This window comes from Georgenia ruanii, assembly GCF_009193175.1.
GTDB classification, from domain to species: Bacteria; Actinomycetota; Actinomycetes; order Actinomycetales; family Actinomycetaceae; genus Georgenia; species Georgenia ruanii.
Genome location: NZ_VUKE01000002.1, coordinates 1 through 23,923 on the forward strand (window position 1 = coordinate 1; position 23,923 = coordinate 23,923).

Annotated in this window: 23 protein-coding genes; 6 read left to right on the plus strand and 17 right to left on the minus strand. The window is 74.4% G+C overall.

Annotated elements, in window-relative coordinates:
* Positions 1-219: 219 nt before the first annotated feature.
* Positions 220-1,347, plus strand: coding sequence for a hypothetical protein (locus GD880_RS03090; protein ID WP_152230168.1), 1,128 nt, complete (start codon positions 220-222; stop codon positions 1,345-1,347).
* On the opposite strand, the gene GD880_RS03095 is transcribed toward GD880_RS03090, so the two are convergent.
* Positions 1,305-1,910 (minus strand): GtrA family protein, encoded by a 606-nt coding sequence (locus GD880_RS03095; protein ID WP_319593242.1) that lies wholly within the window; start codon positions 1,908-1,910, stop codon positions 1,305-1,307. The two genes, GD880_RS03090 and GD880_RS03095, sit on opposite strands and share 43 nt — an antisense overlap.
* Before the next feature lie 34 nt (positions 1,911-1,944).
* Between GD880_RS03095 and GD880_RS03100 the strand changes: the two genes are divergently transcribed.
* Positions 1,945-3,165 carry a 5-(carboxyamino)imidazole ribonucleotide synthase gene (locus GD880_RS03100; RefSeq protein WP_152230170.1) on the plus strand — a complete coding sequence of 407 codons (1,221 nt, stop codon included), beginning with the start codon at positions 1,945-1,947 and terminating at the stop codon, positions 3,163-3,165.
* Positions 3,166-3,249: 84 nt separating this feature from the next.
* On the opposite strand, the gene GD880_RS03105 is transcribed toward GD880_RS03100, so the two are convergent.
* Positions 3,250-3,729 (minus strand): hypothetical protein, encoded by a 480-nt coding sequence (locus GD880_RS03105; RefSeq protein ID WP_152230171.1) that lies wholly within the window; start codon positions 3,727-3,729, stop codon positions 3,250-3,252.
* 263 nt (positions 3,730-3,992) lie between these two features.
* On the opposite strand from GD880_RS03105, the gene purE reads away from it, so the two are divergent.
* Positions 3,993-4,496, plus strand: a complete 504-nt coding sequence (gene purE / locus GD880_RS03110) for a 5-(carboxyamino)imidazole ribonucleotide mutase (RefSeq protein WP_152230406.1) — start codon at positions 3,993-3,995, stop codon at positions 4,494-4,496.
* A gap of 61 nt (positions 4,497-4,557) precedes the next feature.
* On the opposite strand, the gene GD880_RS03115 is transcribed toward purE, so the two are convergent.
* The 8 genes from GD880_RS03115 to GD880_RS03150 form a co-directional block, all read right to left on the minus strand.
* The gene (locus GD880_RS03115; RefSeq protein ID WP_152230172.1) at positions 4,558-5,463 is read right to left on the minus strand and encodes a type II secretion system F family protein; all 906 of its coding nucleotides are present in this window, start codon (positions 5,461-5,463) and stop codon (positions 4,558-4,560) included.
* 10 nt (positions 5,464-5,473) lie between these two features.
* On the minus strand, positions 5,474-6,406 hold the full coding sequence (locus GD880_RS03120; protein WP_152230173.1) for a type II secretion system F family protein: 933 nt from the start codon (positions 6,404-6,406) through the stop codon (positions 5,474-5,476).
* A complete protein-coding gene (locus tag GD880_RS03125) occupies positions 6,403-7,863 on the minus strand; it encodes a CpaF family protein (RefSeq protein ID WP_452176728.1) in 1,461 nt (486 codons plus the stop codon). The genes GD880_RS03120 and GD880_RS03125 overlap by 4 nt, the downstream gene beginning before the upstream one ends.
* Before the next feature lie 191 nt (positions 7,864-8,054).
* Positions 8,055-9,254 (minus strand): AAA family ATPase, encoded by a 1,200-nt coding sequence (locus GD880_RS03130; RefSeq protein ID WP_152230174.1) that lies wholly within the window; start codon positions 9,252-9,254, stop codon positions 8,055-8,057.
* Positions 9,251-9,997 carry a Flp pilus assembly protein CpaB gene (cpaB, locus tag GD880_RS03135; RefSeq protein ID WP_152230175.1) on the minus strand — a complete coding sequence of 249 codons (747 nt, stop codon included), beginning with the start codon at positions 9,995-9,997 and terminating at the stop codon, positions 9,251-9,253. Before cpaB ends, GD880_RS03130 begins: the two co-directional genes overlap by 4 nt.
* A 10-nt stretch (positions 9,998-10,007) precedes the next feature.
* Positions 10,008-10,997: a pilus assembly protein TadG-related protein gene (locus GD880_RS03140; protein WP_152230176.1), complete on the minus strand. Its 990-nt coding sequence runs from the start codon at positions 10,995-10,997 to the stop codon at positions 10,008-10,010.
* Complete coding sequence (locus GD880_RS03145) at positions 10,985-11,374, minus strand: TadE family protein (RefSeq protein WP_226909344.1); 390 nt, start codon at positions 11,372-11,374, stop codon at positions 10,985-10,987. The genes GD880_RS03140 and GD880_RS03145 overlap by 13 nt, the downstream gene beginning before the upstream one ends.
* 103 nt (positions 11,375-11,477) lie before the next feature.
* Positions 11,478-11,693, minus strand: a complete 216-nt coding sequence (locus GD880_RS03150; RefSeq protein WP_152230178.1) for a Flp family type IVb pilin — start codon at positions 11,691-11,693, stop codon at positions 11,478-11,480.
* A gap of 406 nt (positions 11,694-12,099) precedes the next feature.
* Between GD880_RS03150 and GD880_RS03155 the strand changes: the two genes are divergently transcribed.
* Positions 12,100-12,738, plus strand: a complete 639-nt coding sequence (locus GD880_RS03155; RefSeq protein ID WP_152230179.1) for a TetR/AcrR family transcriptional regulator — start codon at positions 12,100-12,102, stop codon at positions 12,736-12,738.
* 201 nt (positions 12,739-12,939) lie between these two features.
* Complete coding sequence (locus GD880_RS03160) at positions 12,940-14,193, plus strand: lanthionine synthetase LanC family protein (RefSeq protein ID WP_152230180.1); 1,254 nt, start codon at positions 12,940-12,942, stop codon at positions 14,191-14,193.
* A gap of 42 nt (positions 14,194-14,235) precedes the next feature.
* Here GD880_RS03160 and GD880_RS03165 read toward each other — a convergent pair whose 3' ends face one another.
* From GD880_RS03165 to GD880_RS03195, 7 genes are all read right to left on the minus strand, one after another.
* Positions 14,236-15,744 (minus strand): M23 family metallopeptidase, encoded by a 1,509-nt coding sequence (locus GD880_RS03165; protein WP_152230181.1) that lies wholly within the window; start codon positions 15,742-15,744, stop codon positions 14,236-14,238.
* A gap of 1 nt (position 15,745) precedes the next feature.
* Positions 15,746-16,384: a hypothetical protein gene (locus tag GD880_RS03170; protein WP_152230182.1), complete on the minus strand. Its 639-nt coding sequence runs from the start codon at positions 16,382-16,384 to the stop codon at positions 15,746-15,748.
* Positions 16,368-17,729, minus strand: a complete 1,362-nt coding sequence (locus GD880_RS03175) for an ATP/GTP-binding protein (protein ID WP_152230183.1) — start codon at positions 17,727-17,729, stop codon at positions 16,368-16,370. Before GD880_RS03175 ends, GD880_RS03170 begins: the two co-directional genes overlap by 17 nt.
* Positions 17,730-18,010: 281 nt before the next feature.
* Positions 18,011-19,621: a hypothetical protein gene (locus GD880_RS03180; protein ID WP_152230184.1), complete on the minus strand. Its 1,611-nt coding sequence runs from the start codon at positions 19,619-19,621 to the stop codon at positions 18,011-18,013.
* Positions 19,618-20,979, minus strand: a complete 1,362-nt coding sequence (locus GD880_RS03185; protein ID WP_152230185.1) for a hypothetical protein — start codon at positions 20,977-20,979, stop codon at positions 19,618-19,620. The genes GD880_RS03180 and GD880_RS03185 overlap by 4 nt, the downstream gene beginning before the upstream one ends.
* Positions 20,980-21,012: 33 nt before the next feature.
* Positions 21,013-21,333 (minus strand): hypothetical protein, encoded by a 321-nt coding sequence (locus GD880_RS03190; RefSeq protein WP_226909345.1) that lies wholly within the window; start codon positions 21,331-21,333, stop codon positions 21,013-21,015.
* Positions 21,334-21,852: 519 nt separating this feature from the next.
* Positions 21,853-22,719, minus strand: a complete 867-nt coding sequence (locus tag GD880_RS03195; protein WP_193314331.1) for a DUF559 domain-containing protein — start codon at positions 22,717-22,719, stop codon at positions 21,853-21,855.
* Between the two features lie 159 nt (positions 22,720-22,878).
* Between GD880_RS03195 and galE the strand changes: the two genes are divergently transcribed.
* Positions 22,879-23,862 (plus strand): UDP-glucose 4-epimerase GalE, encoded by a 984-nt coding sequence (gene galE, locus GD880_RS03200; protein WP_152230187.1) that lies wholly within the window; start codon positions 22,879-22,881, stop codon positions 23,860-23,862.
* The last annotated feature ends 61 nt before the right edge of the window (positions 23,863-23,923 follow it).

Here is a 23,923-nt window from a genome sequence, read left to right on the forward strand (position 1 = left end):
CGGCCCTCCCGGCCATGACCGCCCTGCCAGGACCGCCCTCACCGCCTCGAGCACTCACGATGTTCGCGAACCGACCCAATGACCGCGGTCAGCGCGTCGCCATGCCCTTACCGACCCACGCTCCTAGGGGCCGCCGTCCCCCGGGCGGGGGAACGCCGATCGGCCCGTTCACCCACCCAGGTGATCCCCGGGCGGCGCCGGCCCGGCAGCGTGGCGGGCATGGACACCAGACCTCATCACTCGCCCCGCCCGGTCCTCGGCCAACCGGCCTCCGAGCGGCCGCCGCGCCTGCCCAGTCCCACCCGTCACGCCCCGACGCGGCGCCGCCCCTGGGCGCCGGGCGCCGCCGCCGGGTACTGGGCCACCGTCGCCCTCGCCGGTCTCCTCCTGCTCGCCACGGGCACGGAGGTCGCCGTCGGCGCCGCCGAGCCCGCCGGCTTCCCCGCACTCGTCAACCACGTCCCGGCCCGGGTGCTCCTCGCCGCGGTGACCGCGCTCGCCGTCGTGCTTGCCGCCGCCGGGACCTGGATGCGCCGCGCGCTCACCCTGGCCACCACCGGACGGCTCACCGCCGCAAGGGCGGGCCGCGCCGTCGTCCTGGCCCTCGCCTGGGGGCTGCCCGCGCTCGCGGCGCTCACGCTGCTGGACGCCGAGCTCCTCGCGCTCGTCGGCTACCTGCCGCTGCTGGCGGTCACCGCGCCGTTCAACGCCGAGATGCGCGCGAGCCTGGAGGCCGCGCTCACCGCCGGGCTGCTGCTCGAGCTCGTCGTCGCCGTCGGCCTGGGCCTGTGGGCGGGCGCCGTGCTCGCCTACCAGCGGGCCACCGCGATACCGGGGCGCCCGGCGGGCTGGACCACCCCCGCCGCCGCGGCCCGCTGGGGACGCGTCGCGGCCTACGTGGCGGCCACCGTCCCGGCCGTGTACGCGCTGACCCGGTTCGTGTGGATGGTCTACCCGCTCGGCATCGACCGGGAGCTGTGGGAGGCCGGCCGCAGCGACCTCCTCGCCGGGGTGTGGCTCGGCGCCTTCGGCCTGGTCGGCGCCTGGCTGACGATCGGGCTGACCCGCCCCTGGAGTCGGCGGTTCCCCCGGTGGATCCCGGGCCTCGGTCGGCGCCGGGTGCCCGTCGCCGCCGCGGTGGTGCCGGCCTGCGCCGTCGCGCTCCTCGTGCTGCCGGCGGGGACGAGCATGCTTCTGAGCGTCCTGGACAAGCCGGCCGGGGAGCTCGCGAAGAGCTGGGCGGCCGTCGGGCCCACGCTGCTCTGGCCGCTGTGGGGCGTGGCGCTGGCCGCCGCGGCGCTGGGCTACGCGCTGGCCCGGCGCGGCGAGCCGGTGAAGACCAGGTAGCGGTAGCAGACGTACCGGAAGGCGGTGCCGAGCACCAGGCCGACCCCGTTGGCGGCGATGTTGTCCGCCAGCGGCGAGGTCAGGCCCAGCACGTAGTGGCTCACCGCCAGGCAGGCGACGGCGATGGCCATGCCGCCGAGGTTGACGGCGACGAACATCACCAGCTCCCGGGCCCGGGAGGATCGCTTGCCGCCGGCGAACGCCCAGTACCGGTTGCCCAGCCAGGCCACGAGCACCGAGACCGCGACGGAGATCACCTTCGCGGTCAGCGGCTTGTCGCCGAGCACCTCACCGGGGCCGAAGCGCAGCAGGTTGAACAGTCCGACGTCGACGACGAACGCCACGCCGCCGACCGCCCCGAACCGGACGAGCTCGAGCAGCCAGGCGCCCAGGCTCTGTCCGCGCGTCAGCCGGCGCACGAGGCCGGGCCGGGCGGCGGGCGCCGTGGTGGTGGCGGGCGCGGCGGGCGCGTGGTTCTCGGAGGGCGCCGCCGCGGCGGGGTCGCGGGTCTCCGGGGCCGCCGCCGGGCGGCTCGCGGCGTCGGCTGGGCGGGACGCGGTCACCTCCGCAGCGTAGACGCCGCTACGCTCGATGACCGTGGGAGCACCGGTAGTCGCAGTCGTGGGCGGGGGCCAGCTGGCCCGGATGATGCAGCAGCAGGCCATCGCGCTGGGGGTGCACCTGCGGGTGCTCGTCGAGTCGCCGACCGTCTCCACCGCGCAGGTCGTCCCGGACGCCCCGGTCGGCGCGGCCGACGACGCCGCCGCGATCCGGCAACTGGTCGACGGGGCCGCGGTGCTCACCTTCGAGCACGAGCACGTGCCCAACGACCTGCTGCGCGAGCTGGAGGCCGAGGGCGTGCCGGTGCGCCCCGGCCCCGCCGCCCTGGTGCACGCCCAGGACAAGATCGTCATGCGCCGCCGGCTCAGCGAGGTCGGCGCCCCCTGCCCCGCCTGGGCCGCGGTGACCAGCGACGCGGAGCTGGCCGCGTTCGGCGACGCCACCGGTTGGCCCGTCGTCGTCAAGACCGCCCGTGGCGGCTACGACGGCAAGGGCGTGCGCGTCGTTTCCTCCGCGGCCGAGGCCGCCGACTGGCTCGCCGCCCTCGCGCCCGGCGACGCGCTGCTGGCCGAGGAGAAGGTGCCCTTCACCCGGGAGCTGGCCGTGCTGGTCGCGCGCCGGCCCTCCGGGGGCGCCGACGGCGACGGCGAGGTCCGCGCCTGGCCGGTGGTGGAGACCATCCAGGAGCGCGGCGTGTGCAGCGAGGTGCTCGCCCCCGCGCCGGGCCTGTCGGCGGAGACCGCGGCCCGGGCGCAGGAGGTCGGCGAGCGGATCGCCACCGGGCTCGGCGTCACCGGCGTGCTGGCGGTGGAGATGTTCGAGGTCCACCACGACGACGGCACCTCCCGCCTCGTGGTCAACGAGCTCGCCATGCGCCCGCACAACTCCGGCCACTGGACCATCGACGGCGCCGTGACGAGCCAGTTCGAGCAGCACCTGCGCGCCGTGCTCGACCTGCCGCTGGGGGAGACGGCGGCCACCGCCGAGCACACGGTCATGGTCAACCTCCTCGGCTCCGAGCTGGAGGACCCCCGCGCCGCCTACCCCGCCCTCATGGCCCGCTATCCGGAGGCCAAGGTGCACCTGTACGGCAAGGAGGTGCGCCCCGGGCGGAAGCTCGGCCACGTGACGGTGACGGGCCCGGACCTGGCGCAGGCGGTCGCCACCGCCCGTGCTGCGGTCGCGCTGCTGCGCGGGGACGAGCACGTCGAGGGCGGGGAACTGGGCGCCGGGGACCTGGACACGGTCGACCGCTGACCGCCCCTCGGCGAAGCACGCGCGAGGGTTGCCGCACGCGGGATCATCGGGGAGCCGGTGCCCCGGAACGAGGTGAGGTCGCCCCTAGAGTCGGCGCGCCTCCTGGTCCGGGGTGGCGGGCGCGGCGGCGGCTCCCGACCAGCCGCCCGCCGAGGGCAGGTGCTTGCCGGCCGCCGCGCGCGCCGAGAGCACGCCCGCGGTGAGGAGCGCGCTCGAGGTCAGCACGTTGAGGCCCACGGCGACGGCCGCGGCGAACGAGCGCGGCCGCCATGTGGACGGCTGGACGAGCGTGTCGAGGAACGCGGCGCCACCCATGACGGCGCAGACCCGGCCGGGCAGCGGGCTCTCCGCGTCCCCGAGCAGCGCTTGCCACAGCGCCGCGGCCGCGAGCGGCCACGGCACGGAGAGTCCGGTGCCGAGCCCCACGCCCTGCTGCACGGCGGCCGAGCCAGGCACCTTCCGACCGAAGGGCCGGCGGGGCGTCTCGGTGGAGACGGCGACGACGCCGCCGAACGCCGTGGCGCCGGCGAAGGCGCTGGCCGCCGTCGCGAGGGGAACGTCCATGGCGATGCTCCTTCGTCGGAGGGCCGGTGCGTGCCGGATCCAGCGTGCCAGCCCACGGGCGGCGCGGCGCGCTCTGCTGAAGATGAGCGGCGCGCGCTGCGCCGAGGATGAGCGGCTGCGCCGAGGACGCGCGCCGCGCGGTGCGCCGAGAATGAACGGCCCCACCGCCCGTCGGTGGGCGGTGGTTGACTGACGCCAGGAGCCGGCGGGCCTCGCCGGCCAGAGCAGCGGGAGGCAACGTGGGCGCCGTCGTCGGGATCGTCATGGGCTCGGACTCGGACTGGCCGGTGATGGAGGAGGCCGCCGACGTGCTGGCCGACTTCGGCGTCGAGACCGAGGTCGACGTCGTCTCGGCGCACCGGATGCCCGCCGAGATGCTCGAGTACGGCCGCAGCGCCGCCGAGCGGGGGCTGCGGGTGATCATCGCCGGCGCCGGCGGCGCGGCGCACCTGCCCGGCATGCTCGCCGCCGTCACCCCGCTGCCGGTCATCGGGGTGCCGGTGCCGCTGCAGCACCTCGACGGGATGGACTCGCTGCTGTCCATCGTGCAGATGCCCGGCGGGGTGCCGGTCGCCACGGTCTCGGTCGGCGGGGCGAAGAACGCCGGGCTGCTCGCCGCGCGCATCCTCGGCTCCGGCAGCGACGACGACGCCGCCCGGGTCCGCGAGCAGATGGTCACCTACCAGGAGGGGCTGCGGCAGGTCGCGCAGGAGAAGGGCGCCCGTCTGCGCGCCCAGCGCGGGCACAAGATCGGGTTCGGCGCCTGAGCGGGAGCGGTCGCCGTGTGTGCGGCCGCCGCCACCGGCTCAGACGTCGATCCGCAGGCCGTCAGCCGCTGAACGCCTCCATGATGTCCATCGCCGCCGGGCCCATGAGCACGATGAACAGCACCGGCAGGATGCACAGGATGAGCGGGAAGATCACCTTGACCGGGATCTGCATGGCCTTCTCCTCCGCGCGCTGACGGCGCTTGAGCCGCATCTCGTTCGCCTGGGTGCGCAGCACGTCGCCGATGGCGATGCCGTAGGTGTCGGCCTGGACGACGGCGCGGACGAACCGGCGCAGGTCGGCGACGTCGGTGCGGGCGGCCAGCGCCTCGTAGGCCTGCCGGCGCGACTGGCCCACCTGGATGTCCTGCAGGGTGCGGACGAGCTCCTCCGCCAGCGGGCCCTTGCCGTTCTTCCCCGCCCGGGCCATGGCGGAGTCGAACCCCAGCCCGGCCTCGACGGCGATGGTCATCTGGTCCAGGGTGTCGGCCAGCTCGAGCTGGATCTGCTCCCCGCGTTCCTGGGCGCGGCTGTGCAGGAGCAGCTCGGGCAGGAAGTAGGCGACCGCCACCACGACGAAGCCGATCACCAGCGTGAGCGCGCCCGGCTTCGCCGAGGCGTAGAGCACCACGAGCACCGCGGCGGCCAGGCCGAGGAGCAGCTTGCCGGCCAGCAGCCGCTCCAGGGGCCAGCCCGCGGGCCGGCCGGCGCGGGCGAGGAGCCGGTCGAGCAGGCGGATCGACCCGCCCGGGGTGAGCCGGCGCGCGAAGGCGGACAGCCCGCCGGCGTCGGGCGCGAGCCCCGCCGCGGCGAGCTCGGCGGCGGCCGGGTCGCTCCGCTCGAACCCGCGCTGCAGGTTTGCCACGGTGCGCCGTCGGCTGGTGTCCGGCCCGGCGAGCAGCAGCCAGACGAGCGCGGCGATCGCCGCGCTCAGCGCGGCGGCGGCGGCAAGGACCAGGGCGGGCACGGGCGTCCTCTCAGAACTTGATCTTGACGGTCTTGCTCAGCCACACCCCGCCCACGACGAGCAGGACGACGGCGAGCCCGATGAGCCCGTAGCCGAGCAGGCTCTGGGTGAACTTGGCGAGGTAGCTGGGGTTGGCCACCAGCAGGAACGCGACGATGCCGAACGGCAGCGCCATGAGCACGATCGCGGAGAGCTTGCCCTCGGCGCTCAACGCCTTGACCTGGCGGCGGATCTGGTTGCGCTCGCGGATGGTGCGGCCCACGCCGTCGAGCACCTCGGCGAGGTTGCCGCCCACCTCCCGGTTGATGGCGATGGCCTGGGTGACCCAGTCGAAGTCCTCGCTGCCCATCCGGGCGGCGGTCTCGGCCAGCGCCTCGCCGAGCTCGCGGCCCACCCGGGCCTCGTTGATGACCCGGGCGAACTCCTCGGAGGTGGGTTGCTCGGACTCCCGCGCCACCGAGGCCAACGCCTGCGGGAGGCTGTGCCCCGCCCGCAGGCTCGACGCCATGAGCTGCAGCGAGTCGTCGAGCTGGTCGGCGAAGGCGGCCTGCCGCTTGCCGACGAGCATCCCCACCCGCACCCGCGCCCCGACGGGCACCAGGGCCGCGAGCACCAGCCCGAGCAGCGGGCCGCCGAGGACGGTGCCGACCGCGGCGGCCACCACAATGCCCACCACGAGCAACACGAGCAGGTCCTGCGGGCGGGTCTTGATCCCGGCGCGCTCGAGCGCCGCCACGACGCCGCCGGCGCGGCGGCGTCGCAGCGCCCGGGCGGCCGCCTCGGTGGTCAGCGCGGCGGCCCCGGCGAGCAGGCCCGGGTTCGGGGCGGCGCCGAGCCGGCGGCGGTCCAGCGGCAGCCGCGCGGGACGCGGACCGAGGAGCAGGTAGACGGCGACGCCGAGTCCGAGCACGAGGGTGGCGAGGCCCAGCTGGAGCTCGATCATCGCAGCGTCCATTCCTCCGGCACGCCGAACACCCGCGGGGAGACGGCGATGCCGAGCTCGGCGAAGCGGTCGGTGAACCGGGGCCGCACGCCGGTGGGCCGGGTGGTGCCGAGGAAGCGCCCGTCGGGGGCGACGCCCGCGGAGTAGTCGAAGAGGAAGGCGTCCTGGAGGGTGACCGTCTGGCCCTCCATGCCCTGTACCTCGGTGACGGCGGTGACCCGGCGGGTGCCGTCGCGCAGTCTGGTGAGCTGGACGATGACGTCGACGGCGGAGGCGATCTGCTCGCGGATGGCGCGCAGCGGCAGGTCCATGCCGGCCATGAGGACGAGGGTCTCCAGGCGGGCGATGGCGTCGCGCGGGGAGTTGGCGTGCACCGTGGACAGCGAGCCGTCGTGGCCGGTGTTCATCGCCTGGAGCATGTCGAGGGACTCCCCGCCGCGGACCTCGCCGACGACGATGCGGTCGGGCCGCATGCGCAGCGAGTTGCGCACGAGGTCGCGGATAGTGATCTCGCCCTTGCCCTCGGTGTTGGCCGGCCGGGCCTCCAGGCGCACGACGTGCTCCTGCTGGAGCTGCAGCTCGACGGCGTCCTCGATGGTGACGATCCGCTCGCCGTCGGGGATGAACGAGGACAGCACGTTGAGCAGGGTGGTCTTCCCTGTGCCGGTGCCGCCGGAGACGATGATGTTCAGCCGGGCCTCCACGCAGGCATGGAGCAGCTCGGCCATCTCCGGGCTCATGGTGCCGAAGCGGATCAGGTCGTGGACCTGGAACGGGTCGCGCGCGAACTTCCGGATGGTCAGCGACGAGCCGTTGAACGCCAGCGGTGGGATGACCGCGTTGACGCGGGAGCCGTCGGCGAGGCGGGCGTCGACGAGCGGGGAAGACTCGTCGATGCGCCGGCCGACCTTGGAGACGATGCGCTCGATGATCCGGCGCAGGTGCTCCTCCGAGGCGAACCGCACGGGGCTGCGGGAGAGCTTGCCGTGCTGCTCGACGTAGACCATCTCCGGGCCGTTGACCATGATCTCGGTGACCGCGTCGTCGTCGAGGAGACGCTGGAGCGGGCCGAGGCCCAGGGCGTCGTCCTGCACGTCGCGGATGAGGCGCTTGCGCTCCTCCCCGGTCAGCGGGACCTTCTCCTCCTCGACCACCTGGTTGAGCTCGGCCCGCACCAGCGCGTGCAGCTGCTCCTCGCTCAGCGAGGGGTCGGTCAGGCGCGCGCCCATGCGCTCGAACAGCGCCGTGGCCGCCCGGTCCTTGAGCCGGCCCAGGGCGTCGCTGGGCGCCGCGGCGGGCGCGGAGGCCGTGGCGCTCCCGGCGCGGCGACCGGAGAGCGTGGTGCGCTCGGGGGCTGGGGCGGCGACGCCGGCGGGCACGGTCGCACCGCCGGCCGCGGGCAGACCGGCGGGAGCGGCCGGGGCGACGGGTGGCATCGCGCCGACGGGCACCTCCATCCCGGAGGGCGCGGCAAACGGGCTGCCCGGGCCGGTCAGCGGGTCCGGGGTGCCGGCCGCCCGCCCACCGGCGCGGTGCGCCGTCGCGCCGTCGTCGGGCGTCGCGAGGGATGAGCCCGCCGGGGCGGCGGCGGACGGTGTCGGCTCCGCCCCGTGGGTGCCGGCGGCCCGCAGGCGCTGGGCGAGGTTCATCAGGCGCCCACCTTGACGCCGCGGTGGCGGCCGCGCCGCCGGCCCGGCCGGGCCACGAGGGTCGGCACGCCGGCGAAGCGCTCCACGAGCCGGCCGAGCTGGCGGGTCATCGGGTTCTTCTTGCCGCCCAGCTGCAGCAGGGGGATGCCCTGGTTGACCGACGCGGGGACGGCCGGGCAGCGGGGCAGCGTCAGGTCGACGTCGCGGGCGATGGTGGCCTCGACGTCGGCGATGGACAGCCCGCCCGCCGGGTCCTCGAAGTTGAGCAGCACGAAGCGGCCCTCGGGGAACATGCCGAGGTCGGTGAGGGTGTCGAGCTCCTTGCGCAGCCCGCGCACGCCGGGCACGTCCATGCTCGTCAGCAGCACCGGGTCGGTGGTCTGGTCGAGCGCGGCGAGGGTGTGCTCGTTGAGGCCCGGGGCGGTGTCGACCACGACGTACTGGAACTGCGAGGCGAGGGCCTGCAGCAGCCGGCCGACGTCGTCGCCGGAGATGCCGTCCGCCGCCGCGGGCGACTCCGGGGCGCACAGCACGTACAGCCCGGTCTCGTGCAGCGTGAGGAACGTCTTGAGCACCATCGTGTCGCGCCGGGCCGGGTTGTGGACGGCGTCCGCCAGGGAGTACTCGGGGTCCAGGTTGAGGGCGCTGGCGACGTCGCCGAACTGCAGGTCGAGGTCGACCAGCACGGTCGAGTGCGGCACGGTCCGCGTGAGGCCGACGGCGAGGTTGGTCGCCACGGTGGTCTTGCCGACGCCGCCCTTGGGCGAGACGACGGTGATGACCTTCCCGGCGGGGCCGGCGTCCGGTGTCAGCGGCAGTCCGGTGGTGGGCGTCTGCGGACGGGCGAGCTGGGCGGCGCGGGTGAGCGCGTCGCGCATCTCGGCGGCGTCGGCGGCCGGCGTGAGGATGTCGCGCACGCCGGCCCGCATCGCCGCCAGGCCCACCTCGGCCGGGCAGTCGCTGACGAGCACGACGCCGATGCCGGGGGAGATGGCGGTGAGGCCGGCGGCGACGTCGAGCACCTGGTCGGGAGCGGTGCGCGCGTCGAGGACGACGACCTCCGGCAGCCCGCCGGCGACGGCGAGCACCTCCCCAGGGGTGGCGGGCAGCTGGGGCAGGGCGACGTACGCGCCCGCGGTCGCCGCCGCGACGGTGGCGGTGAGCTCGGGGGAGGCGGTGGCCAGCACGACGTGGCTCATGGGTACACGTTCTCCTCGGTGACGATGCGGGTGCCGTCGGTGGTGGCGTCCTCGGACTCCAGGGAGAGCCAGACGGTGCCGTGCTCGGCGCCGAACACGAGGCGTTCGGCGTCCGGCGGGTTGACGGCCAGGGTGACCATGACGGCCCCGGTGGGGGCGACGTCGGGCCCGGCGGCCGCGTCGCCGTCGGCGACGGCGGCCGTCCCACCCTCGGCCTCTGGCGGGGGCGCCACGCCGCCCTGCACGGCGGTGACGAGCACCTTGTCCAGCGTCAGGCGGGTGCGGGCCGGGTCGGTGAGCGAGACGAACACGCCCACGATGTCGCCGGGCCGGACCCGCCCGCCGACGACCCGGCTGGGGTCCAGGAGCACCGAGACCTGGTGCATGCCGGTCGGCATCTCGACCGCGCCCGTGTCGACCATGGCCGGGTCGGCGAACCGGGCGGCGAGGAGCTGTTCGCCGACCTGCAGGTCGGTGGTCGCGACCTGCCCGGCGAGGTCGTCCAGCGTGCTCAGCGCGCCGCCGGCCACGGCCGTGGCGGGGAGTTCCTTGACGGCGACGGCGTCGCCGAGCTGGTCCGCGGGGGTGCCCTGGGGGACGGGCCGGGTGATCACGAGGACGCGGACGGGCTCCATGCCGGCCATGGCGCGCTGGTCGGCGCCGGCTACGTAGGCGAGCACGAGGGCGCCGCCGAGGACGGCAAGGACGATCGCCGCGAGGGCGGCGAGGACACGACGTTTCACGATGTCTCGTTCACTCGGTGAGGGCGACGACGGACGCGCCCAGGTTGGGGGCGGTCGCGCCGTAGCGGAAGGCGTCGGAGAGGTCGACGAACTCGACGAACTGGCCGCTGATGCAGGTGTTGACGGTTTTAGGGCACTTGACGCCCCACGAGCCGCTGCCGTGTCCGACGAATTCGTAGCCGCGGAGGTTGAAGGCGGCGTAGCCGATGATGTCGAACCAGGCGTTGTTGCCGGTGCCGCCGTAGTCGTTGTAGATCGGTAGCAGCACCGTGGCGTTCTGCAGCGCCTGGATGTCGGTCGACCCGCACTCGGACGGCAGGGAGTTTCCGGGGTCGGAACCTTCCACGTTGGTGCCGATGGCGCTGGTGGTCTGGCACGTGCCCGGTTTGGTCTTGAGCCAGCCGAAGCCGCCGGGGACGGGGTTGCCGGAGTTCGTTCGCTTGCAGGGCCAGTCGGCCGGGAGTCCCGTCTTTTCGAGGTCCTTCGAGCGCAGGATCGTCAGGACGACCGGGCTCGAGGACGTCAGGCTGCCGCCCTGACGCTTGATCTGGGCCTCCAGCTCGCACTTGTGCAGGGCCAGGGGCAGGACCGCCGTCCCGCCGGTGGGCCGGCCCCAGGAGGCGGTGGCGCGCGCGCCGAGGGGGGTGCTGTCCGCGCCGATCACCGGCGCGAACCAGTGCTGACGGACACCGGAGGTCTGGACGGTCACGCGGCCCGAGGCCGGGGTGAGGCCCGGGGTCACGACCTGGCCCCGAACGTCTTCGTCCTCGACGTTAGCCTCGGCCATGCGCTGGGCGGTGAGGGCTGGTGTGCCGCAGTTGCCGTGGGCGCAGTCCTGGGCGATGGCCAGTGCCGCCGCGTCGGCCCCGGTCTGGAGCTGCTGGCGCTCGGCCCACATGGCGGCCACGTCGATCGAGATGGCCGCGAAGCCGATGAGCGGGATGGCGAGCAGCGCCACGATGACGTTGACCGCCCCGCGCTCGTTCCTCAGCCGTGGCATCGCATGGTCCCCTTCCCGGTGAGCGTGAGGTCGGCACCGAACAGGCCGGTGAGGAAGCGTATGGGGTAGGTGACGGTGACCGTGGCGGTCGCCGTCGGCGCGGACGACGTGGTGACGCAGGTGGTGGGCGTGACCCGAATCTGGCTGTCCTTCAGGGAGAGCTCCGGGGCATAGGCCCGGACGGTCTCGCGGGTGCTCGTCACGCTGTTGTGCAGGGCCATCACGCGCACCCCTTCCCGGGCGGCGCCCGAGAGGGTGGTCTGGAGGTGGTAGGCCCGGCCGAACTCGGCGATGCCGACAACGAGGAGGAGTAGCAGGGGGAGGACCAGGGCGAACTCGACGGCGGCCGAGCCGCGGTCGCGCTGCTTGCGGCTCACCGTGTCTCCCTCAAACCGATTTCCGGTGACCTCCCATGCGCCTACGAGCGGCGACCCGGTGCGCGGTCGAGCAGAACCGACGCACCGGATCGCCCTAGGCATGTCAGGCCGCCTTGGCCTTGGTCAGTTCGGTCGAGACGTTGTTGAAGAGCTCCTTGAGCTGGCCGCCGAGAGCCGTCACGGCAACGATGATTGCGACGGCGATGAGGCCGACCATGAGGCCGTACTCGACGGCGGTGGCGCCCCGGTCGTTCCGGCCCTCGAAGCGGCCCTGGACGACGTGGAACATGGAGAGCAGGAAAGCGGCTGCACGGTTCATGTTGATCTTCCTTGGCTTGGCGCTCCGGATGCCCGGACCGCGGACTGCGCCAGATCGGTCGATCCGGCGGCTGCGACCAAGGTGGCAGACGTTTGCGCGTTCGGCAAGAGTTCCGGCTAGGTTGAGTTGCATAGCCCGCAAAAACGCTTCGGTAGCGGTTCGCGCATCGTTGCTGGACGTCAACGGCCGTCGAACATGGCTAAGTGGCGCCCGAAATGTCATGGCCCTATCGCCAGGTGTGGGGCTCGAGAGCGTTGCGGCTCTGGTGCGGATGTGGCTCGGAGAGGGGTCGCGGACGCTAGGCTGTGGCCACCATCACATCCTGAATGCCTCATGTGCCGACCTTGAAGCGAAAACCTGCGTTGTCGGCAAGCTCGCGGATTAGGCATGCCCTAGGGTGTGGCGCATGACGGCGACGGAGACGACGGTGAACGAAGCCCCGGAGATGGGTCTGCGCGAGCTCAAGAAGCAGATGACCCGGGAGGCTCTCGCGGACGCCGCGCTCCGGCTCACCGGGGAGAAGGGTCTCGACAACGTCACCATCGAGGAGATCGCCCGCGCCGCCATCGTCTCCCCGCGCACCTTCTCGAACTACTTCTCCTGCAAGGAGGAGGCGGTCGTGACCGCCGGCGCGGCCGACCCCGCCGTGATCGTCGCAGCCTTCCTCGCCGTCGCCGACTCCGAGCCCCCGCTCAAGGCGCTGTGCCAGGTGCTCTCCGACCACGCCAGCTCCAAGACCGCCGACCAGCTCCGCGTCATGGTCGAGAAGATGGAGCTCGTGCAGCGCTACCCCTCGCTCCTGCCGTTCCAGTCGGCCCAGTACGACCGGCTGGAAGAGGGGCTGCGCGGCGCCGTGGCCGAAAGGACCGGCACGCAGCCGGACACCGACGTCTATCCCTGGCTCGTGGCGGGTGCCGCGGTGTCCTGCCTCCGATCGGCCCTGCAGCTGTGGGCGCACGCCGGCGACGACGCCGGGCGCCTCGCGCCGTTCATCCAGGACGCCTTCAACCAGGTCAGCGCCGGCCTGCCGGTCCCGCAGCGCTGACGCTGCCGGCCGAACGGCGACACGGGACCGCGCGGGTCGCCGTCTGGCACGTTCCGGCCATGGCAGCACCCTGTCACCTCTGAACGGCTCCACCCCCCACCGCGTGGGGCAGCATGTCGTCATCACATTCGTCGGCCGAGGCCGGTGAACACGAACCCGGCTGCTGGGGCGGAGCACCGGGCATGGCGAAGGAAGTCACCCATGTCTGTCCCGTCCGTCCGCGTGCCGGTCGCCGACCTGCCCGCCACGACGCTCCGAGGTGTGCGACCGGCCGAGGTCACGCCCCTCACCCGGCGCTCGGCCGTTCGGGTCACGTGCGACCGTGGCGAGCGCGACGCCGTCGGCGGGCTGCTGCCGTGGGCTCGCAGCGCCCGGGAACGGCGCGACCCGGTCATCAACCTCGCCGACGTCGAACGGCGCCACCAGCTCGTGGCCGGCTTCGCCGGCGGCATCGCGGTCGCCGCCCAGGCGGACGCCGAGCTGCTCGCGGGCGACCTGTGCACGGCGCAGTCCCTCGGTTTCGCCGGAGGCATGGCGGGGGTGCTCTGGGCGCTCGCCGAGGTGGGCGGACACGTCCCCGACGCGCTCGCGGCCTCGCTCGCCGCGGCCGCCGACCGCATGCCGCTCGACGCCGGGCTGGCGCACGGGCGCAGCGGTGTGGCGCTCGCGCTCGACGCCCTGGGACACCACGACGCCGCCGCCCGCCAGTGGGCCGCCGTCGAGCGGACGGATCCCGAGGCGCTCGGGCTCACGCTCGCCGACGGCCTGCCCGGCGTCGGCCTCGCCCTGCTCGAGCGTGCCCCCATCCGCGACGGCGAGGCGCTCCTTGCGCGCGTGGAGATGCTGGCCCGCACGCTCGCGGACCAGCTGCGCGAGGAGCCGCGGATGGACCGGCTCGGCCTCATGCGCGGCGGCGCGGGGGCGGCGCTGTTCCTGCTGCACGTCTACGACCTGACCGAGGACGAGTCCCTGCTGGCGGCCATCGAGCGGTGCCTGCGCCACGACCTCGCCATCCTCGGCTGGGGCTCGTTCGGCCGGCACGCCGCGCTGCCGCTGTGGTCGCGGCCCGGCTCGCTGAGCGAGGGCAGCATCGGGGTCGGCGTGGTGCTCCACCAGGCGATGCAGCACCTGGACGCCCCCTGGGTGGCCCGGGCCGCCGCGGACATCACCGAGGCCGCCGAGCGGTGGCTGCTCGAGCGGCCCGGCCTCTCGAACGGGCGGGCCGGCGCGATCCTCGCGCTGCAGTACCTGCGCTCCCACCCGTGGGAGACGGCGGAAGAACGGTTCGCGCGCATGCGGCCCTTCCTGGAGCCGCTGACCGTGCACGGGTCTGCCCTCGGCAGCGAGCCGTCCGCCCCGGTGTCCCTGAGCCTCGACGGCGGCGCGGCGGGGATCCTGCTGGCGCTCGGCCACCTCGGGATGGCGGGGGACCGACGGCTGCCGTTCTTCTGGTGAGCCGGTGGTGAGCGGGCACCTCACCGCCGCGCTCCGCGCTACTCAGCCCAGCGGCGCCCCACGGCCGGCCATGAACGGCTCGGGGTCGACGTGCCGGCCGTTCTCGTACACCCCGAAGTGCAGGTGGCACCCGGTGGAGTTGCCCGAGTCGCCCACCAGCGCGATGACCTGGCCGGCGGCGACGTGGTCGCCGGAGCGGACGAGCACCCCGCCGGCGTCCATGTGGTTGTAGGACGTCTCCACGCCGCCGCCGTGGTCGACGAACACGACCCGCCCGGTCAGGCCACGGAACGGCCCGCCCGCGTAGGTCACCACGCCCTCGGCGGCGGCGTAGATGGGCGTGCCGCAGGCGGCGGCGAGGTCCGTGCCGGCGTGGAAGTGCGCGCCCTCCCCGCTGCCGCCCTCGCCGCCGGCGAGCACCCGGGGCCCGTAGCGCGAGCTCACCGGGGCGTCGAGCGGGGCGAGCCACTGGCCGGTGCCGAACGCCGCCGGCCGCACGCTGCTCGCCATCAGGCAGGTCAGCGCCCCGGCGCCCGGGCCGGGGGCGGCCGAGAGGTTGATGTGCGGGTGGTCCATGTGGTTCGCCGTCGGGCCGCCGCGGTCGTCCATGGGACGCCAGCCGTCCTGCGGCGAGGCGGCGAACCAGATGCGCTGGCGCCAGATGATGTAGTCCACTCCCAGCCGCTGAGCGTTGGCGATCGCATAGTCGACGATCGCGTCCCCCTTGGCGGCGTCGTCGCCCACCATGAAGTCCAGCGCCAGCCCGGCCGGGTGGCCGCCGCTGTCGACGGCGTTCTCCCGGTACCCGCCGATCTCGGCGACGGCGAAGCGCTGCCCGATCTCCGCGGCCACCGCGGCGGTGTGCGGGGCGACCGGGCCGAGGTTGTATCCGCCAGCGGGCACGGCCGGGGTGGCGCCCGCACCCGACGGCTGGGCGGCGGGCGGCGGCCCGGCCGGGGGCGCCGTCTGGCCGCCCGGCACCCCGGCGAGCGCGGCCACCACGGCCACGGCGTCGGCCCAGAACTTGGCGTAGTGGCCCGGGTCGGCGTTGCGCTGCACCCGGTTGGCCGCCAGGGTCGGCTCGAGCCCGCGCCAGCCCTCCACCCGGTCGAGCGCCCGGAAGAACAGCCGGGCCGAGCGTTCCGGCGTCATCCGGTCGGCGTAGCTGCCCCAGTTGTCCTGCTGCTGGAACAGCCCGACCGAGGTGGTCGGCCGCCCGTCCGGGTTGGTCACCCCGCGCACGGCGTCGCCGAAGGGCAGGTTGCGCAGCGACGACTCGCCCATCGCCGTCATCACCGCGATGGTCTGCCCCCACGGATCGAACCCGAGCTCCTTGCCCACCCGCAGGATGGTGGCCGCGTTCTGCAGCTGCTCCCCGGCGTACCCGGCCACCTCGCCGTCGGGCACCCCCGCGACGTCGACGCCGGACCCGCCCGGCTGGCACCACGCCTGCGGCCGGTTGCTCAACCCGGCCCCGACGAACAGCACCAGCGCCATCCCCGCGCCGCCCAGCAGCGCCAGGGCGACGACGGCGGCGAGCAGCTTGCGCACCTCACCCACCCGCCGGCTCGGCGTGCTGCACCAGCCAGGGCGCGCCGGCGGCGGTGCGGGTGAGGGTGACGACGTAGTCGCCCGCGTCGGTGCCGACGACGACGGTCGCCACGTACGCCGACGGCCCGTCCTGCGCGGCGGCGGTGCCCGTCACCGCGGAGGCCGGCACGTTCCGCGGGTCGACGGCGGCGTAGTAGTCGCGCGCCTCGGGCGCCATGAACGGCTGGATGCCGGCGAGCCAGTCGCGGGCGGGCAGGTCCGGCCGGGCGAAGGCGCGCATGAACGCCACCGCCTGGCTCTCGGCGTCGCGCTTGGCCGCCTCGTCCCAGACCGGGGGCGTGTGGTTGGCCTGGTCCTGGCCGGACAGGTCCTCCATCGGCGCGCCGGCGGTGGGGGAGGCGGACGGCGAGGAGGTGACGGTCGCCGTCGCCGGCGGGCTCGGTGGTGGCGGCTCCGGGGACGACGCGCACCCGCTGAGCAGGGCGGCGCCGAGCGCGAGGGCGACGGTGCCGGCGCGCAGGACCGGCTCGCGGGGCCCGCTTCCGATCGCCCCGCGGGTCTCTCTCGCGCCGGCCGCGGGGCCCGGCGCGAGGTCCGCCGCGGCGCCAACCGCGCCGTCGGCCCTACCTGCGCCCGCCACGGGTCATGGCCTCGTCGGTGTTGGTCAGGCCCGTCTCGAAGGCCGAGCGGATGTGCTCGACCATGACCTCCGGGTCCCGGCCCCGCTTGAAGAGGTGGAAGCCGTCGCCGAGCGCGGGCAGCGTCGCGGCCAGGCCGGGCTCGAAGCCGAAGTCGTGCACCACCCGGTCGATGTCGTCGGCGCGGGACTGGCGGTAGCAGTGCACGGTCTGGGCCTCCTGCAGCACCGTGAGGGCGGGGGAGTCGACCGGGATGTCGGCGATCTTGTGGATGGCGACGACCAGGGCCAGGCCGAGGCCGCGGGCGAGCTTGGTGTTGGCCCGCATGAGCTGGGCGTTGGGCCCGCCGACCAGGTGCCAGCCCTCCTCGGCGATGAGGTTGGTGAACCGGCCGCGCTCGCGGCGCAGCGTGCCGAGCAGCCACATGTTCGCGATCGCCATGACGGTCGGCACCGCGGGGCCGTCCTCGGGCAGCTGGGAGACGTCGAAGCTGGTGAGCTTCTCGCCCAGGGACACCCACGGCGAGGTGGGCCCGTCGAAGATGCCCGAGTACTCCTCGAGCAGCCCGTCGAGCAGGAAGCGCACGCCCAGGCCGGCCTCGTGCAGCCGCTCCAGGGCCCCCGGGGTGAGATCGGCATAGGCGGGGTCCTCGGCGGCGTGGCCGGCCTGGGAAAGGACGTCGGGCAGGACCGGGATGCGCTCGTCGGCCTCGGCGGCGCGCATGGCCAGGCGGTAGGCGCTGCGCAGCGCCTCGCGCTCCCACGGGTCCAGCGGGGCCCCGCCCTGGGCGAGCTCGGCGGCCACCTGGAGCAGGTGCGCCTGGTTCTTCGCGCCGGTTCCGCCGGTGATGATCGGATCGAGCAGGTTGAGCACGGTGCCGCCGGGCTCGAGGGAGAAGCGCATCGGCGCGGCGCCGTAGCGCTCGACCAGCGCGCAGTACTCGCCCTCGCCGCCGCGGTCCTTCTTGTCGAAGATCACCGACCGGCGTCCGGCCAGGGTGAGCGGGCGCAGCACGTAGACGGTCTTGAGCAGGCTCGACTTCCCGGCGCCGATGTCGCCCAGGACGAGGACGTTGGGGGAGGAGACCAGCCCCTTGGCGTAGGCGGTGAACGGGTCGTGCGCCACGACGGCGTTGGACAGGCAGTCCCGCCCGATCGCCACCCCCTCGGCGTCGGTGGGGGCGGCGACCACGGCGGTGTTGAGCACCTCCGCCTGCCGGGTGGTGGTCGGGGCGCCGCGGTGCAGCGGGGCGTAGTAGCCCCGGCGGGCGCGGCGCAGCCTGGGCCGGGCGGGCCAGCCGCGGGCCTCCCACGGCGGTCGGCCCTCGCCCTCGCCGGGGGCGGACACCGGGGCGCGGAAGATGTTGCGGCGCTTCTTCGCCGGCGCGATCGGGGCCGACGGCTCCGCCGGCGCGCCTGCGTTCGCCGGCGCGGTCGCTGCGCCATTGCTCGACGCCGGCGAGGCGAGCGGCGGCGCAGCTGAAGTCGCCGGGGCCGTGTCCTCGGACCCTCGAGCTTTCGACGGGGCCTTGAGGTCGGTGCCGGCCTCCGCCGGAGCCGCATCCGGCGAGGCGGCGGACGTTGTTGCGCTATCCCCGGCGTCAAGGCGCGGGCTGCGGCGGAACCGGCTCACAGCGCCTCCCTCGCCCCGTGCCCGCTGAGCGAGCGCATCATCCGCTGCGCCGTGGTGGGCGCCGGCGGGCGCATGCCGCGGACGATCGGCCACGTGCACCCCGACGCCGCCGCCTGGTAGGTGTCCAGCCACTCCAGCCGCTCGATGCCCAGCCCCCGCTCCGCCGTCGCCGTGACCAGGCGCACCGCCTGGGCGAGCTCCTCGCGGGAGGGCGCGGAGACGGTGAGGTGCCCGAGCCACTCCGCGCCGTGGTGCTGGGTGCCGGGGCGCAGGTCCTCCAGGCGGCGTTGGGCGGCGGAGAGGGACGCCTCGCTCTCGTCGTCGAGCAGCCGGCCCGCCTCGCGCCGCCGCAGGATCTCGGAGTGGTCGCTGGTGGCGTCGAGGCGGGCGGTGGCCTTGGCCTCGCGGGCCGGCACCATCCAGGTCTGCAGCGACAGGGTGCGCACGATCCGCTCGGGCATCCCCGACAGCAGCGGCGTCACCCACAGGCTGTTGCGTTCGCCGGTGGCCATCGCCTTGGCGGTGACCAGCGCGGTGCGGTGCCACCACCGCACGGGTTCGCCGGTGGAGGGGTCGACGTCATCGACCACGTGCGCGGAGTAGGCGTCGGTGCCCGCCAGGCCGAGGGCGTCGGGGTCGACGTCGTGCGTCTGGTCGACGGGCCGCGAGGGGTTTTGCATGTGGGCGATGACCGCGGCCGCCTCGTGCGCGGTCAGCGCCCGCACGCGCCCCATCCGCGCCCGCCGCAGGCCGCGGGTGATCGCGTCGACCTCGTGGTCCATGAGGCGGCGCCAGCCGTCGCGGCCGGGCCCGTAGCGCGCGGCGGCGCGGGAGAAGGCGCCGGTGAGCGGCCAGCGCACCGCGACGTAGTGGCGCTGGGCCATCTCGCGCCGGCCCATCCGGTGCAGCAGGTCGTCGTAGGAGCGCAGCAGCTCCTCCGGGGCGTCCGGGTCCACCTGCGAGACCACCCAGGCCTCGTGCCCGGCGGAGTCCGGCGGGAGCACCCGGCTGAGGCTCTGGACCGCGCGGGCCAGGGAGTCCTCGCTGCCGAGGGAGGCGAGGAACGCCCCCCACGCGACCTGGGACTGCTCGACGGCGTGCTCGGACTCGATCCCGCGGACCTGCCCGGAGACCTCGAAGGCCACCGACAGGTACGGCTCCTCGCCCGTGGGCGCGTGCCAGGCGATGCCGGGCCGGCCGGGCCGCTTGTCCAGCCAGCCCAGGCCCTCGGCGCCGTCGGGGCGCTCGCGCAGCGCGGCCGCCTCCCGCGCGGCGGCGCGCCGGTGACGTCGCCGGGCGCCGAGCTCGTGCCAGCGGGCGTCGTCGAAGGGCGCGTAGGCCACCGTGCCGGTGCGGGTGCGCTCCTTCCACCGCCGCCGCGCCACCCACCGCTCGGCCAGCGAGCCGTGCACGGTCGGGGACGTGACCAGCCAGGTGACGATGACCAGCGCGGCGCCGACGGCGAAGCCCGGCGTCCCGAGGGTGATGGTCAGCACCATGCCGGCGACGGCCGCGGCCAGCAGCGCGAACAGCCGGCTGTGCGGGACCGAGCCGCCGAGGAAGCTCCGGTGGCCGCTCTCCCCGCCGAGGATCGACGTGCGGGTCATCGGGCGGCTCCCGGCTTGCGGTGGCGATGGTGCGCGACGGCGGAGGTGGCGCCGGGTGCGGCGCCATCCGGGCCGCCGGGCGCGGCGCCGTCGGGTGGTGCGGCCGTGGCGCCTGCAGAGCCCGGCTCGGCGCCGACCGCCGGGCTGCCCGCAGGCGCAGCACCGGCGGTCGTGGTGCCCGTGGCCCCGTCAGGGGTGGTGCCGGTCCCGCCGCCGGGGCCGCTGGGCGTCGCGGGGTCGTCCGGGCCCTCCTCGCGGGACTGCTGGGCCATGGCGGCGCGCTGCACCGGGCCCGGCTCGGGCGGCGCGGGGCGCCCGTGGACGGTGTTGGACAACAGGGGGAGGAGCGTCGCCGTGCCGTCGAAGGTCGCCGATCCGCCCAGGGACAGCGGCCGGTTCGCCTGCAGCCGGGCCACCCGGGCGATGGAGGACTCCCCGGTGGGCCCGGGTCCGGTGCGTGCCGCGGCCGTCGTCCCGCCGGTGCCGGGCAGGTCCGGGGCGGGCGCCGGGCGCAGGCTGAGCAGGGCGACCGGGGCGAGGGCGGCGAGGATCATCGCCACGGCGGCGGCGGTGAGGTTGGCGAGCTGCTCGATGCGCGGGTCGGTGGACAGCCAGCGGGTCTGGGCGGCGGTCATCCGCAGCGTCAGGCCGACGAGGAAGAACAGCAGCGGCTTTGCGGCCAGGATCGTCACCCACGCCAGCACCATCCGGGTGCCGGTGCGCCGGTGTGCCGGGTCCACCAGCCACACCAGGGCCAGCGGCACCAGCGCGCCGGTGAAGTACAGCGTCACCATGGCCACGACCAGCACCAGCGCCACGAGCAGCAGCCCGAGCAGCATGAGGCTCATGGCGAGCAGGGCGACGACGCCGCCGCCGACCACCCCGCTCGGCTCGGTGGCGTCGATCATCGCGGTGAGGTTCGCGACGGCGCCGGTGACCGACCCGCCGGCGGCCCAGTCGATGAGCGACTGGCTCAGCGCGCCGAAGAAGCGCACCACCACCCATCCGGCCGCGGGCCCGTAGATCGCCCCGCCGAGGAAGAGGACGGAGTAGGTGGTGAAGGACTCGAGCAGCTCGTGTCCGGTGATGAGGCGCCGGGCGGCGCGCACGACGTTCCACAGCAGCAGCACCGCCCACAGGAAGATGGCGGCGGCGAAGGAGATCCGGTAGGCCTCGAGGAACCAGTTGGCGCTGAGGTCCGGCTGGGTGGCGTTGAGCAGCCAGGGCAGCAGGTCGCTGGCCAGGCCGTGCGCCGCCTCCTTGATGTTGGCGAACAGGAACCCGAGCGGGTCGACGTCGAAGGAGACCACCGGCGCCGGGGGCGGGGGGACGGTGGCTCCCAGGACGCCGGCCGTCACGTCGGGACTCCGGTGCTCATCCGCGCGCTCCCGTCAGCCCGCGACCTGGAGGATCGCGCCGACGATGACGCCGAACGCGGCCACGCACACCAGCGAGATGGCGGCAGTCACGGCGCGCGACCGCCCCCGGGTGTGGTCGTGGGGGTTGTCCCCGGCGGTGGCCATGACGACGATCCCCTGCAGCAGGAAGACGATCGTCACCAGCAGCGCGAGCGCCCACAGCGCGGCGAAGACCTTCTGCCACCACTGGGTGAACTCGGCGCCGAAGATGGTGAAGTCCGGCAGGATCCCGTCGATCGGGTTCTTGATGGATCCCTGAGCCGCGAGCACCTGTGCTCCGAGCCGGTCAAGCATCGACACCCTCCCCCTGCCGTGCAGTCATGGCGGCGGCATCCCCGCCGTTCCGTGACGACATCTCCACCCCCTCGTGCAGCGCAACGGCCGACCGTTGCACCGGACGCAGCCCGTCGGAGTTTGCCAGGCCGCGTTGCGCGGCGCGCTCCGAACGCCATCTCGATTCTGCCTCCGGGGGCAGGGTCTGCCCACCCTTTCGGTGGGGGAGTTCTCTTGGCGTGCGGGACGTCGCGGCGGGTGGTTGTTCGCGGCGACACGCCCGGCAAAACGGCCCTCGGTTTTCCGATATGAGGGTGTAGCCGTGTAACTTCCAGCCCAGACGAGGAGGTTGGAGCATGAACGAGGCGGACGAGCGCTGGTTCGACGACTGCGACGTCGAGTAGAGATCTGGATCTGGAAAACGCGCCACAAAGTACCTGCGGGAGACCTCAGAACCGGCGTGGCGGGACCGTTTCGACGGCTCGGAGTCGCACATTGTGGCGCGATTTCCAGGACAGGTGACCCGCCGTGTCGCAGGCCCTAGCGTCGGTGCGAGACACGGAGCCGTTTCAGCGCACGTAAGACCTCGGTGACGACAAAGGCGGGGTCGTTGGTGACGTCCCGCCAGGTGAACCGCAGGACGACGTACCCGCGGGCGACAAGTTCGCGGTCCCGCCGCCGGTCCTCCTGGAACGCGCGCCGGTCGGCGTGGTAGCCGTAGCCATCGCACTCGACGACCACACACTGCTCGACCAAGAGATCCACCTCGCCCACCCCGTGAACGACCTCACCGGCCCGCACGTTCAGTCCGGCATCGACGAGGGCGAGCCTCGCGAGCGTCTCGATGGCTGACCGGCTGCGCTCGTTGCACCGCCGCAGGGTGGCGAAAGCCAGCGGGCTGCCGGGTCCGAGGAGACCGCGTTCGAGCTCCTCGACGGTGATGAGGTTCTTGTTCAGCGCCGAATCCACCATCACGATGGACTGCTCGGCTTGCTGACAGCGCAGCGCACGAGTGAGTACCTCGGCGATCGGGGCGACAGGCCAGCGTGCCTCGGCGGGGCGCGTCCAGCCCGTCTCGCGGTGGACCACCGTGTCGGCCGTCGGACGAGACGACCGCGGGCGCGCGCCACGGGTACGCGGGACCGCCAGGTGGATCGCGGGGACGGTGTCGAGCGTGGCGAGGCCGTAGAACCCGGCCGCGCTGACACAGGTGATGGTCGCGTTGAGCCGCCGCGCCTTCACGATCGCCGGATGGGCTGTGGCCAGGGCGACCCATCCGGCGCCGAGGTCGACGATCGTGCCCTCGTCCAGGGCCTCGGCCAGCTCCCGCCGCTGTGCGGGAGTGTGAACCAGGTGGGCACGTCGGGCCACGCCGCCCAGGCCGTGCAGCACGTCCCAGAGGTCCATGCGGGCAGATTCGCAAAGACAGGGCGCGTGGCGGTGGCGGGGTGTGAATTGCTGAGGCGATGGGTTGCGGCTGAGGCGGCGGGCTGTGGATCGCTGAGAGGTGCTCGGCGCCGGCCCAAGGACGGCCGGGTCCTCCGGCGCTGTCGATACGCTGACCCGGTGAGCACCCTGGTGATTGGCGGCGCCGGCTACATCGGCGCCCATGTGGTCCGTCTGCTGCTCGACCGCGGGGAGGAGGTCGTCGTCGTCGACGACCTGTCCACCGGTGCCGGGGAGCGGGTGGGGCAGGCCACACTGGCCGAGCTCGACGTCGCCGCCCCGGGGGCGCAGGAGAGCCTCGAGAAGCTCATGGCGGAGCGCGGGGTCACCGCCGTCATCCACTTCGCGGCGAAGAAGCAGGTGGGGGAGTCGGTCGCGAAGCCGGCCTGGTACTACCAGCAGAACATCGGCGGGATGGCGAACATCCTCGCGGCCATGGAGAACGCCGGCGTGCGGAACATGATCTTCTCCTCCTCCGCCGCCGTGTACGGCATGCCGGACGTCGAGCTCGTGCGCGAGGACATCCACGGCCGCCCCATCAACCCCTACGGCGAGACCAAGCTCGTCGGGGAGTGGATGCTCGCCGACTGCGAGCGCGCCTGGGGGCTGCGCTGGGCCGCGCTGCGCTACTTCAACGTCGCCGGGGCGGGCTGGCCCGAGCTGGGTGACCCCGCGATCCTCAACCTCGTGCCCATGGTGCTCGACCGCCTCGCCCGCGGGGACCGGCCCAAGATCTTCGGCGACGACTACCCGACGCCGGACGGCACCTGCGTCCGCGACTACATCCACGTCCTCGACCTCGCCCACGCCCACCTCGCCGCGATGGACTACCTCGAGGGGGACGCCCCGCTGGCCGAGCACGTCTTCAACGTGGGCACGGGGGAGGGGGCCTCGGTGCGGCAGGTGATCGACACCCTCGGCGAGATCTCCGGGCTGGACACGACGGCGGACGTCGAGCCGCGCCGCCCGGGTGACCCGCCCCGGCTGGTCGGCGACCCCGCGCGCATCAAGGACGTCCTCGGCTGGAAGGCCGAGCACCGCCTCGAGGACATCATCCGCAGCGCCTGGGAGGCCTGGCAGGCGGGTCCGCGCCGGATCGGCTGAGGGCTCGCGCGGACGACGGCGACGACCAGCGCCCTTCGCACGTCCCCCGTTCGGGCCGCGG